The organism is Roseateles sp. (assembly GCF_039929605.1).
In the GTDB taxonomy this organism is placed as follows: domain Bacteria; phylum Pseudomonadota; class Gammaproteobacteria; order Burkholderiales; family Burkholderiaceae_C; genus Pelomonas.
Genome location: NZ_JBDSQX010000173.1, coordinates 1 through 12,311 on the forward strand (window position 1 = coordinate 1; position 12,311 = coordinate 12,311).

General features: G+C 67.5%; 10 protein-coding genes and 1 tRNA gene. 2 read left to right on the top strand and 9 right to left on the bottom strand.

Annotated elements, in window-relative coordinates:
- Positions 1-13: 13 nt before the first annotated feature.
- Complete coding sequence (gene rplU / locus ABIS05_RS23465) at positions 14-325, bottom strand: 50S ribosomal protein L21 (RefSeq protein WP_348013121.1); 312 nt, start codon at positions 323-325, stop codon at positions 14-16.
- A 354-nt stretch (positions 326-679) separates the two neighbouring features.
- Between rplU and ABIS05_RS23470 the strand changes: the two genes are divergently transcribed.
- Both ABIS05_RS23470 and ABIS05_RS23475 read left to right on the top strand, forming a co-directional pair.
- Positions 680-1,609, top strand: a complete 930-nt coding sequence (locus ABIS05_RS23470) for a polyprenyl synthetase family protein (RefSeq protein WP_407074885.1) — start codon at positions 680-682, stop codon at positions 1,607-1,609.
- Between the two features lie 25 nt (positions 1,610-1,634).
- A tRNA-Pro gene (locus ABIS05_RS23475) sits at positions 1,635-1,711 on the top strand.
- 371 nt (positions 1,712-2,082) lie between these two features.
- Here ABIS05_RS23475 and ABIS05_RS23480 read toward each other — a convergent pair.
- From ABIS05_RS23480 to ABIS05_RS23515, 8 genes are all read right to left on the bottom strand, one after another.
- On the bottom strand, positions 2,083-3,552 hold the full coding sequence (locus tag ABIS05_RS23480; protein WP_348013122.1) for an NAD-dependent succinate-semialdehyde dehydrogenase: 1,470 nt from the start codon (positions 3,550-3,552) through the stop codon (positions 2,083-2,085).
- Between the two features lies 1 nt (position 3,553).
- Complete coding sequence (locus ABIS05_RS23485; protein WP_348013123.1) at positions 3,554-4,642, bottom strand: tartrate dehydrogenase; 1,089 nt, start codon at positions 4,640-4,642, stop codon at positions 3,554-3,556.
- A gap of 21 nt (positions 4,643-4,663) precedes the next feature.
- The gene (locus ABIS05_RS23490; protein WP_348013124.1) at positions 4,664-6,292 is read right to left on the bottom strand and encodes an ABC transporter ATP-binding protein; all 1,629 of its coding nucleotides are present in this window, start codon (positions 6,290-6,292) and stop codon (positions 4,664-4,666) included.
- A complete protein-coding gene (locus ABIS05_RS23495; protein ID WP_348013125.1) occupies positions 6,292-7,161 on the bottom strand; it encodes an ABC transporter permease in 870 nt (289 codons plus the stop codon). Before ABIS05_RS23495 ends, ABIS05_RS23490 begins: the two co-directional genes overlap by 1 nt.
- A gap of 13 nt (positions 7,162-7,174) precedes the next feature.
- Positions 7,175-8,131 carry an ABC transporter permease gene (locus ABIS05_RS23500; protein WP_348013126.1) on the bottom strand — a complete coding sequence of 319 codons (957 nt, stop codon included), beginning with the start codon at positions 8,129-8,131 and terminating at the stop codon, positions 7,175-7,177.
- Positions 8,132-8,164: 33 nt separating this feature from the next.
- On the bottom strand, positions 8,165-9,781 hold the full coding sequence (locus ABIS05_RS23505; protein ID WP_348013127.1) for an ABC transporter substrate-binding protein: 1,617 nt from the start codon (positions 9,779-9,781) through the stop codon (positions 8,165-8,167).
- A gap of 73 nt (positions 9,782-9,854) precedes the next feature.
- Complete coding sequence (locus ABIS05_RS23510; RefSeq protein ID WP_348013128.1) at positions 9,855-11,144, bottom strand: FAD-binding oxidoreductase; 1,290 nt, start codon at positions 11,142-11,144, stop codon at positions 9,855-9,857.
- A 20-nt stretch (positions 11,145-11,164) separates the two neighbouring features.
- Positions 11,165-11,830 carry a haloacid dehalogenase type II gene (locus ABIS05_RS23515; RefSeq protein WP_348013129.1) on the bottom strand — a complete coding sequence of 222 codons (666 nt, stop codon included), beginning with the start codon at positions 11,828-11,830 and terminating at the stop codon, positions 11,165-11,167.
- Between the last annotated feature and the right edge of the window lie 481 nt (positions 11,831-12,311).

Consider the following 12,311-nt stretch of genomic DNA (forward strand, 5'->3'; position numbering starts at 1 on the left):
GAAAGCGGCTGGATCAGCCGTTGACCGCGCTGATTTCCAGCTCGGTGTAGTTCTGGCGATGGCCTTGGCTCTTCTTGTAGTGCTTGCGACGGCGCATCTTGAAGATGCGAACCTTGTCGTGCTTGCCGTGGCTGAGCACCTTGGCACTGACCGTGGCGCCGGCGACCAGCGGAGCGCCGACCGTCAGACCCTCACCGCTGCCAACTGCCAGCACTTGGTCAATGGTGACCTCAGCGCCGACTTCCGCGTCGAGCAACTCGACCTTGATCTTTTCGCCGGCAGCAACCTTGTATTGCTTGCCGCCAGTCTTGATGACTGCGTACATGTTCGTCCTTTCACACCTTGCGGTGCATTCACCTGGCTCACAGCGACCACCTGAGTGATCCCTGCATGTGCCTGGCCTTTTTATCGGGTTTTGTTTTCTCCTCAAACCCGCGCGCTATTGACGTACGAGTTGCAAAGAGCCCGCGAGTATACCCGTAGCGCAAGCTCGGTGGCAACCGCTGCCCGCACAGCCCACCGCAAGCCATGTCGAGTCACTCGCCGCGCTATCCGCAAAAAGCAGCACGAGCCCCTTCCTATAATCCCTAGATTCCTAGCTTGAGAGTCCAGAGTGCGCGTCGAGTCAGCCTCGCCTTCACCCCAAGTTGCCGAGGCCCTCACCCTGTTGGCCGCAGAGATGACCCAGGTCGACGCGGTCATCGCACAGCGTCTGAGTTCCGACGTGGCGCTGATCGACCAGATCGCCCATTACATCGTGCATGCCGGCGGCAAGCGGATGCGACCCAAGCTCGTGCTGCTGTTCGCCAACGCTTTGGGCTTCACCGGTTCGGCCCGCTTCGAGCTCGCCGCCGTCGTTGAATTCATCCACACCGCCACGCTGCTGCACGACGACGTCGTCGACGAATCGTCGCTGCGCCGCGGCAAGCCCACGGCGAACGCACTTTTCGGCAACGCTGCCAGCGTGCTAGTGGGTGACTTCCTCTACTCCCGCGCCTTCCAGATGATGGTCTCGGTCGACCGCATGCGCGTGCTGGAGGTCCTGGCCGAGGCGACGAACGTCATCGCGGAAGGCGAAGTCCTGCAGTTGATGAACATGCACGACCCGGATATCACGGTCGAAAGCTATCTGCGCGTCATCCGCTTCAAGACCGCCAAGCTCTTCGAAGCCAGCGCTCGCCTGGGTGCGGTGCTCGCGAACGCAACGACCGAGGTCGAGGAAGCCTGCGCGGCCTACGGGCGCGCTTTGGGCACCTCCTTCCAGCTGATCGACGACGTGCTCGACTACGAGGGTGACGCGCACGAACTGGGCAAGAACATCGGCGACGACCTTCGCGAGGGCAAGACGACGCTGCCGCTTCTGATCGCGATGGAGCGCGCCGCGCCCGAGCAGCGCGCGCTCCTGCGCCACGCGATCGAGGAAGGCGAGCTGGAGAAGCTGCAGGAGATCGTTGCCATCGTCCGCTCCACCGGCGCACTGGAGTCGACCCGCGAGGCTGCTCGCGCCGAAGCTCGGCATGCGAGCGAATGCCTCCAGCTGCTACCGCAGAACCGATGGACCGAATCTCTGCTAGAATTCGCGATTCAGTCGGTTGAGCGGCATTCTTGAATACCTGCTAACGACATAGAAGCATCGGGGTGTAGCTTAGCCTGGTAGAGCGCTACGTTCGGGACGTAGAGGCCGGAGGTTCGAATCCTCTCACCCCGACCAAAATTTTCCTTCCGGATCAAGCGTTTACGCTGAACTACGCTAAACAGGCATTGATGGCCATTTAGAGCGAATTCAAGATCCGGTTGCCCCAAAGACGTCCCAAGACCTTTCATGGTGTTTGGGACATTTTTTTGCCTGCACTCGCCTACTCCAGGAGGCTGCACGGCATAACCCGAGGCGCAACACCGAAGCAGGATGCCAACCTCGGCATCTGATCCGTCGAACAACTTCAGACCGGCAAGCGGCCGCTCGGGGGGCGCTTTGCGCTTGTGTCTGGTGTGGATGCAATGCAAGCATTGCCGCATGCTTTGCAGCGCACCTCAGCCGCATATGCCAGCTTTGGTGGCGCCGTTCGCTTGCACTGGTTCGTGTCAGAGCTGGCCCTGGCACAGGTACTTCAGGTGCATGTAGTCATCCAGTCCATGCGTCGACCCTTCGCGGCCGTAACCGGATTCCTTCACGCCTCCGAAAGGCGCCGCTTCGGCCGCAAGCGCACCTTCGTTGATGCCGACCAGCCCGCACTCCAAGGCATCCGCTAGGCGCCAGATCCGGCGCACGTCACGTGAATAGAAGTAGGCGGCTAGGCCGAAGGGCGTGGCGTTGGCGGCGTGGATGACCTCGGCCTCGGTGTCGAAGCGCGTGACCGGCGCAACCGGGCCGAAGGTCTCCTCCGCGCTGCAGGCCATGGAACCGTCGACGCCCACCAGCAGCGTCGGCGCGAAAAAATTGACGCCGAGCGAAGCCATGCGCTGGCCGCCGACGACGACCCGCGCGCCGCGCTCCACCGCATCGTTCACGTGGCGCTCGATCTTGTCGACCGCGCGGGTATTGATCATCGGCCCGACCTGCGACGACTCGTCGCAGGCCGGCCCGACCTTCAGCGCCGCAACACGCACCGCCAGCTTCTCGACGAAGGTGTCATGCACGGCGGCGTGCACGAAGACTCGATTCGGGCAGACGCAGGTCTGCCCACCGTTGCGGAACTTCGCCACCATCAGCCCGTCCACCGCTGCATCCAGGTCGGCGTCCTCGAACACGATGAAGGGCGCGTTGCCGCCGAGTTCGAGCGAAAGCTTCTTGAGCGTGTCGGCGCTGCGACGCGCCAGGTGCTTGCCCACCGGCGTCGAGCCCGTGAACGTGATCTTGCGCACGCGTGGGTCGTCCAGCCACACGTCCACCACCTCGGCCACGCGCTGGCGCGACGCGGTGACGATGTTCAACACGCCGCTGGGCACACCGGCCATCTCAGCCAGGCGCACCAGCGCCAGCGAGGTCAGCGGCGTGTCCTCCGCCGGCTTGCAGACGACCGTGCAGCCGGCCGCCAAGGCCGGGGCGATCTTGCGGGCGATCATTGCCGCGGGGAAGTTCCACGGCGTGATGGCCGCGACGACACCGACCGGCTCCTTCAGCGCGAACATGCGGCGCCCCGGCACCGGCGCCGGGATCACGTCGCCGTTGACGCGCGTCGCCTCGGCAGCGAACCAATCCACGTAGCTCGATGCGTAGGCCACCTCGCCCCGCCCCTCGGCCAGCGGCTTGCCCTGCTCGCGGGAGATCAGGCGGCCGAGGTCATCCTGGTGCGCCAGGATCAGGTCGTTCCAGCGCCTCAAGATCTGCGCGCGCTGCTTGGCCGGCACCGCCCGCCAGGTCGCGAAGGCCGCGTGCGCCGCTTCCAGCGCCGCAAGCGCATCGGCGGCGCCGCTGTCGGGCACGGTCGCGAAGACGGCGTCGGTCGCCGGGTCGGTCACGTCGAAGCGCCGGCCCTCCTGCGCCTCCTGCCATTGCCCGCCGATGAAATTGCGTCCGGGCAACAGGTCGTCATGTTGAATGGTCAAAGTCATGTCAGAACTCCTTCACTCGGTCGGCAATCGCCTGGCCGACGTTTTCGGTATGGGCGTCGCCGCCGAGGTCGGGGGTGCGCGGCCCGCTGCGGATCACGTCCTCGATAGCGCGCACGATGGCGTCGTGCGCGGCGCGGCCAGCGCCCTGCCCTTGCGTCAGGAAGTCGAGCATCAGCGCCCCCGACCAGATCATGGCGACGGGGTTGGCGATGCGGCGGCCGTAGATGTCGGGCGCCGAGCCGTGCACCGGTTCGAACAGCGACGGGAACACGCGCTCGGGGTTCAGGTTGGCGCTCGGCGCCAGGCCGATGGTGCCGGTGGTCGCTGGGCCGAGGTCGCTGAGGATGTCGCCGAACAGGTTGGTCGCGGCGACGACATCGAAGCGCTGCGGCTGCAGCACGAAGCGCGCGCTGAGGATGTCGATGTGCTGCTTGTCGACCTGCACGTCCGGGTACTGGCGCGCCATCTCGTCGGTACGGCCATCCCACCACGGCATGCTGATGGCGATGCCATTGCTCTTGGTGGCTACCGTCAGCGACTTGCGCTGGCGCGAGCGGGCCAGCTCGAAGGCGTAGCGCAGCACGCGGTCGGCGCCGTGGCGGGAGAACACCGACTCCTGAATGACGATCTCGCGCTCGGTGCCGGCAAACATGATGCCGCCGAGGTTGGTGTACTCGCCCTCGGTGTTCTCGCGCACGACGAGGTAGTCGATGTCGCCCACCTTGCGCCCGGCCAAGGGGCACGGCGCGCCCTCGAACAGCCGCACCGGTCGCAGGTTGATGTACTGGTCGAACTCGCGCCGGAACTTCAGCAGCGAGCCCCACAGCGAGACATTGTCCGGGACGGTCGCCGGCCAGCCGACAGCGCCGAAATAGATCGCGTCGACACCGGCGAGTTGCTCTTTCCAGTCGTCCGGCATCATCTGGCCGTGCTGGGCATACCAGTCGCAGCTGGCCCACTCGAGCTCGCGCAGCTCGATGGCGAAGCCGAAGCGCTCGGCGGCGGCCCGCAGCACGCGCAGGCCCTCGGGCATCACTTCCTTGCCGATGCCGTCGCCCGCGATGGCGGCGATACGGAATGTGTTCATCATGGGTTTCCTTCTTCGTCGTTGTCAGGCGACCCGCACGGGCCTGGGCTGGTCGAGTTCTTCGAGCCAGCCGCGCCGCAGCTCGGGCACGGCGCGCGCAAGTTGCTCGTAGTAGGGGTGGTGAGGCCCGCGGTCGTAGTCGGCACGCGCCACCTGGGCCAGCTTGCAGCCATGGCGCATCACGACGATCTCGTCGCAGACCGCGCGCACGGTGTGCAGGTCGTGGCTGATGAACAGGATGGACAGGCCCAGCTCGCGGCGCAGCTCGGCGATCAGGTCGAGCACGGCGGCGCCGACGACGGTGTCCAGTGCGGACGTGACCTCGTCGCACAGCAGCAGTTCCGGCTCGGCGGCCAGCGCTCGGGCCAGGTTGACGCGTTGCTTCTGGCCGCCCGACAGGCCTGCGGGCAGGCGGCCAGCGAGATTGGCTGGCAGCTTCACGAGGTCCAGCAGCTCGGCGATGCGGCGCTGCAAGGCCGCGCCCTTCAGGCCACGGTAGAACTGCAGCGGCCGCGCCAGGATGCTCGCTATGGTCTGCGACGGGTTCAGCGCCGTGTCCGCCGACTGGAAGACGATCTGGATGCGGCGCAGCTCCTCCTTGCTGCGCTGCGCCAGCGTCGGCGCCAGTGCCTTGCCGTCGAAGCGGATGCTCCCGGCGCTTGGCGCCAGCAGCCCCGCGACGGCGCGCGCCAGCGTCGTCTTGCCGGAGCCCGATTCGCCGATCACGCCGACGGCCTGGCCGCGTTCCAGACGCAGATCGATGTCCTGCAGGATGCACACCTTCGGCCGGCCCTGCGCATCCAGCGCACCGTAGCCGGCGCTGACGCCGCTCACTTCGAGCAGCGCCGTCGTGCTGCCAGGCGCGTGGCCGGCATCACGCGCCGCCGGACGCGCCGCAGCCAGCAGTTGACGCGTGTAGTCATGTGCGGGCTGGTCCAGCACGCGGTCCGTGCCGCCCAGCTCCTGCATGCAGCCGCCGCGCAGCACCAGGATGTGGTCGGCCATCTGTGCCACCACGGCCAGGTCATGGCTGACGTAGACGGCCGTCACCTGGCGCTCGCGCACCACGCGCTTGAAGGCGCGCAGCACCTCAATCTGCGTCGTCACGTCCAGCGCCGTGGTCGGCTCGTCGAGGATGACGACATCGGGGTCGGTGATCAGCGCCATCGCCGCCATCAGCCGCTGCAGCTGGCCGCCGGAGACCTGATGCGGGTAGCGGGCGCCGATGCCTTCGGGGTCGGGCAGCGCGAGTTCGCGGAACAGCGCGATGGCTTTCAGCTCGGCCTGCGCACGCGACAAGGTCCCGTGCATCGTCGCGGGCTCGACGATCTGGTCGAGGATGCTGCGCGACGGGTTGAACGACGCCGCCGCGCTCTGCGCGATGTAGGCCACCTGGCGGCCGCGCACGCCGCGCAATTGCCGCGCGTCGAGCTTGAGCACGTCGACATCGCCGACGCGCACCTGGCCGGCCGCGATGCGGCAGCCCGGCCGCGCATAGCCCATCAGCGCCAGCGCCGTGGTGGTCTTGCCCGAGCCCGACTCGCCGATCAGCGCCAGCACTTCGCCGGGCTGGATCGTGAATGACAGTGCATCGACCAGCGTTGCGTCACCCGCAACGACCGTCAGATTGCGTACTTCAACGAGGCTGCCCATCAGCGTGCTCCTCTCTCGCGGGCCTTGCGGCCCGGCAGGTTGTCGATCACCAGGTTCACGGCGATGGTCAGGCTCGCAATGGCGGCTGCGGGCGCGAGTACCGAGGCGCCGCCATCGGCCAGCGCGCCGATGTTCTCGCGCACCAGCGAACCCCAGTCGGCCATCGGCGGCTGCACGCCCAGGCCGAGGAAGCTCAAGGACGCCAGCAGCAGCACCACGTAGACGAAGCGCAGCCCCAAGTCGGCCAGCATCGGGCCGAGGATGTTGGGCAGGATCTCGCGCCGCATCACATACCAGGTGCCCTCGCCGCGCGTGCGCGCCACGGTCACATAGTCCATCGCGTTGATGTTCACGGCCAGCGAGCGGCCGATGCGATAGGCGCCGGGGATGTAGATGACGGCGGCGGTCAGGATCAGCACCGGCACCGAGGAGCCGAAGCCCGCCACGAGCAGCAGCGCGAACATCTTGCTCGGGATGGCCGTCAGCGTGTCCAGCAGCCGGCTCAGCCCGCCGTCTATCCAGCGCCCGCTGGCTGCTGCCAGCAAGGCCAGCAACGTGCCGGTGCCGCTGGCCAGCAGCGTGGCGGCCAGAGCGACGCCGACGGTGTAGCGAGCACCCTCGATGACGCGGGCCAGCATGTCCCGGCCCAGGTAGTCGGTGCCGAGCCAATGCTGTGCGCTGATCGGTGCGAAGACGTCGCCACCGCCCTGAGCGCCGCTGCGGGCCAGCAGCGCGGGGCCGAACAGCGCGGCCAGGATCCAGCAGCTCAACACGGCCAGGCCGAGCAGGCCGGTGGGGCCGAATTGCGCCAGACGGCGGCGCCAGGCGGCCGGCCCTGCGGCCGGTACGGGAATGGAGATGACGGTCATGCCTGTGCTCCGTTCAGCGGTGACGCAGCCGCGGGTTGGCGACGATGCCGCAGATGTCTGCGGCGGTGACGAGGATCAGATAGCCGCTGCAGAACAGCATGGCGCAGGCCTGCACCAGCGGTGTGTCGCGCTGCGCCACGCCGTCAACCATCAGCTTGGCGACGCCTGGGTAGTTGAAGATGGTCTCGACGATGATCACGCCGCCAAGCAGGTAGGACAGGCTCAGCGCCACCGCGTTGGCAATCGGGCCGACCGCGTTCGGCAAGGCGTGGAACATGACGATGCGCAGCGACGATGCGCCCTTCAGCCGCACCATCTCCACGTAGGGCGCCTCCAGCTGGTCGATGACCGCCGCGCGCGTCATGCGCATCATCTGCGCGACGATGACGCAGGTCAGCGTCAGCACCGGCATCGCGAAGGCCTTCAACAGCTGGCCCATCGACTCGATGTCGTTGACATAGGACAGCGCCGGCAGCCAGCGCAGTTGCACCGCAAACACCAGCACCGCCAGCGTCGCGATGAAGAACTCGGGCACCGACACAACACCCACCGAAGCCGTGGACGCGGCGCGGTCGAACCACGAGCCTCGCCACACCGCCGAGGCGATGCCCGCGGCCAGCGCAATGGGCACCGAGAACAGCGCCGTGATGGCGGCCAGCAGCAGCGAGTTGGGCAGCCGCGAGCCGATCAGCTGCGCCACCGGCTGGTAGGCGGTGACGGAGTTGCCGAAGTCACCACGCACCAGGCCGCCCAGCCAGCGCAAGTAGCGCTGCGGCGCCGGGACGTCGAGGCCCATCTGCGCACGCAGCGCCGCCAGAGCTTGCGGCGTGGCGTCCTGGCCGAGCTGCTCCTGCGCGGCATCGCCCGGCAGCACGGCAGTGACCGAGAAGACGATCACCGACACCGCCAGCAGCGACAGCAGCGACAACGCGATGCGCTGCGCGAGCAGCTTGAGGATGATCCCGTTCATAGGATGCCTTGCGCGATGGGGGGAGTGGCTGCGTCAGGCGGCGAGCCAGACGTTCTCGGCAAAGTTGTAGCCCATCAGCCCGCCCAGCGGGATGGGCGACAGGCCCTTCACGTTGGTGCTGTGACCGTCCAGGCTGGTCAGGAACAGCGGGATGCCGATGCCGGCCTCCTGGTGGATCAGCGTCTGCATGTCGGCGTACATCTGGCGGCGTTTGGCGAAGTCGGCCTCGGCGCGCGCGGCGAGCAGCAGCTGGTCGAACTTGTCGTTCTTCCAGCGCGACTCGTTCCACTGCGCATCCGACTTGAAGAACTGCGTCAGCAGCATGTCGGCGCTCGGCCGCGGGTTGACGTTGCCGAAGCCGACTGCGCTGTTCAGCCAGTGGTTGGACCAGTAGCCATCGGCCGGCATGCGCTTGACCTCGATGTCCAGCCCGACCTCCTTGGCGGTCTGCTGCAGCACCAGCGCCATCTCGACCGAGTACAGCGCCGCAGGCGAACACACCACCGGCACCGTGCCGGACACACCCGCCTTCTTCAGGTGGAACTTCGCCTTCTCAGGGTCGAAGGCACGCTGCGGCAGGCCGGCAAAGTGGAAGCGATTGGTGGGGTCGATGGGCTGGTCGTTGCCGAGCACGGCCTGGTCCAGCGCGATGGTCTTCTTCATCTGCTCGCGGTTGAACAGCTGCTTCATCGCCAGCACGAACTCGGGGTTCGCACCCGGGCCGGTGTCGCGCCGCATCGCCAGGTCGGAGTACTGGCCCGAGGGGGTCTTGAAGACCGCGAAGCCCGGCGTGCCGGTGACGCGTGCCAGCGAGCGTGGGTTGATCACGCCGACCAGATCCATGCCGCCGGACAGCAGCGCGTTGACCCGCGCGTTCTCGTCGCCGATGCCGACGAACTCGATCTCATCGAGATAGGGCTTGCCCGGCTTCCAGTAGGCCTCGTTGCGCACGACGACCGAACGCACGCCGGGCTTGAATTCCTTGAGCTTGAAGGGACCGGTGCCGATGCCGGCGTTGAAGTCGGTCGTGCCGTCCTTGACGATGTGGAAGTGGAAGGTGCCCAGGATGACCGGCAGGTCGGCGTTCGGCGCCGTCAGCACGATGGTCACCTCGTTGGCGCCGCTGGCCTTCACGCTCTCGATCTGGTCGGCCTGGACCTTGGCCTTGCTGGCGGTGGCGGGGTCCTTGTGTCGCGAGATCGAAAACACGACGTCGGCCGGCGTCAGCGCCTTGCCGTCATGGAAGGTGACACCCTTGCGCAGCGTGAACACCCAGGTCTTGGCGTCCTTGGTGTCGAAGCGCTCGGCCAGGGCAGGCTGGGGCGTCAGGCTGCCGTCCAGCGAGGTGAGCCCGTTGTAGAGCATGTTGCAGCGCGAGTAGTCGGCCTGGTTGGACTGCTTGGCCGGGTCCAGCGTGTCGCTGGCCGACGCCGTCGCGCCGGCCACGCGCAGCTTGCCGCCTCGCTTGGGCGTCTGCGCATGGGCAGTCATCGCCGTGCCGGCCAGCGTGCCGGCCAGGCCGGCCTGCATGCCGCCCCCGACGAGCAGCCCGAGGATGTCGCGCCGGCTGGCGCCGCGCTTGAGCGCGTCGTACAGCCGTTGGCTCTCGTGCGGGCCGACCAGGGTATCGAGGGGTTGGCGATGACTCATGGTGTTTCTCGATCAGTGTTGTGGAGTGGTTGACGAGTTCGAGGCCGGCCCGGCGGGCCGTACCTTCGCATCGCTAGGCGATGCGGTCCTTCAGCCTGAAGTACAGGCCGACGGCGGGCAGGAACCAGGGTGGGCCGACGTGGCCCGGGATGGCTGGCCAAGCGCGGCCCGCCCAAGGGTTGGCGGTGAGGTCGCCGCCCATCAGTGCGGCCATGCGCTGGCCCATCAGCACCGACATCTGCGTGCCGTGGCCGCTGTAGCCCATCGTGTAGTACAGACCGTCGCGCTCGCCGGCATGCGGCAGGCGGTCCTGCGTCACGTCGACGAGGCCGCCCCAGCAATAGTCCAGCCGCACGCCGGCCAGCTGCGGGAAGGTCTCGATCAGGCCGGCGCGCAGCACCTCGCCGCTGGTCGCATCCTGCTGCGGGCTGCTGATGGCAAAGCGCGCCCGGCCGCCGAAGACGAGCCGGTGGTCGGCCGTCAGCCGGAAGTAGTGATGGATGTTGGCCACCGTCGTGTAGGTGCGGCGCGCCGCCAACAGCGCGGCCGCGCGCTCCGCGCCGAGCGGCTCGGTCACGACGATGAAGCTGCCGATGGGCACGATGCGCCGGCGCAGCCAGCCGAAGCTGCCGTAGCCGCCGTGGCGCGACGCGCCCGTGGCCAGCAGCACTTGGTCGGCGGCCACGGTGCCGCGCGCGGTGTGCAGGCGGTGGGCATGGCCGCTGACACGCTCGATCTTCTGCACGCAGCTGCCGGTGAAGATGTGCGCGCCCTGGCGCTCGGCCGCAGCGGCCAGGCCGTTGGCAAAACGACCCATGTGCATCTGGCCACTGCGCTTGTAGAGCATGCCGCCGTGGAAGCGGTCGCTCTGCACCTCGGCGCGCACGGTGGCGGCGTCGAGGATCTCGGTGTCGGTGTCAACGCCATCGGCATGCAGGCGCTCCACGCTGCGCCGCAGCGCTTCCAGCTGCGCCGGCCGTGTCGCGAGCTTGAGCTTGCCGGTGCGGATGAAGTCGCAGGCGATGTCTTCCTGCTGCACCAACTGCGCCACGGCATCGACGGCTTGGTCATAGGCGCGATACCAGGCGGCTGCCCGCTCGCGACCATGGCGCGCGGCCGCCTCGGCGTAGTCGACCGCCAGGCCGTTGTTCACATGGCCGCCGTTGCGCCCCGAGGCCTCGGACGCGACGCGCGCACCCGCCTCCAGCACGGCGACCGTGGCACCGCGCTTGGCGAGCGCCAGCGCCGCCGACAGGCCGCTGAAGCCACCGCCCACCACCGCCACGTCCACGTGCCGGGGCAGGTCGTGCGCCGCCGGCACGAAGGCCGGCACGCTGTCGGTCCAGTAGGCATCGAGCTTCATGGTCGGGCCGCTTTCGACGCTCAGAGGCCAACCACGCCGGCGAGGCCGCCGATGTCGGCAATCTCGGTGTAGCGGTAGGCCGGGCAGCCCGGGCCGTGGCCGCGGTTGACGAAGACCTTGTTGACGATGCCGATGTCGTCGGCCGACATCAGGTCGTAGCGCAGGCTGGACGAGACGTGCAGCACGTCCTCGGGGTTGCAGCCCAGCGAGTCGAACATGAACTCGAAGGCCTGCAGGCGCGGCTTGTAAGCCTGCGCCTGCTGCGCCGTGTAGATGCGGTGAAACGGCGCCCCGAGCATGGCCACGTTCTTCTGGATCTGGCTGTCCATGGCGTTGGACAGGATGACCAGCGGGATCTTGTCGGCGATCTTCGCGAGGCCGGCCGGTACGTCGGCATGCGGGCCCCAAGTGGGCACTCCGTCGTAGTACTGCTGCGCCTCGGCATCGATGTACTGCAGCTTCCACTTGCGGCACAGGCGGCGGATCGAATTCTTCAGCAGCGTCTCATACGGCTGCCAGTCGCCGAGACACTCGTCGAAGCGGTATGCGCTGAAGTCGGCAAGGAACTGCTCCATGCGGTCGGCCGGGATGCGGTCGGCAAACATCTCGCGCGCCATGTCGGCCATGCGCATGCGGGTCAGCGTGCCGTAGCAGTCGAAGGTGATGTACTTGGGTCGGATGCTCATGTTGTGCGTCTCGCTCAGTGGGTTGTCATCAGGACTTCATTGCAGCATGTGCAGTGAAGCGGCTTGTGGGGAAAACGGCCGCCGCGAAAACTGAAACTGTCGTTTGGAGGCAGCTCGGCGGCATGGCCTGCGGCGCGCACTCCGACGGGTATTGGCGCCCTTCAATGGCCCTCGAAACGCACCGTCGTGTGGCGCACGCAGCCCGCCAAAGAAGGCCTTGCGACAGGGGTTGCGGAGCGAAGGCGGGCATGTCGAATGGCGAGGAGGCTGTCGGGCTTTGGGTCGGGAGCGCGCCGGGGCGAGTTGCGGGGCGAGGCAAGGCGCCGACGAGGCGTGGGATGGGCGCCCACAACGAGTCGGCAACGCTGAATCGCCCCGCAAATCGCCCCGGCCCTTCGGGTTGGGCCTGCAAGGGGGCTGATCCGTCGTTGCAAATGCTCGCTGGGCACTCGGCCCAGCTCCGCTTTGCGCCTAGGCTGAG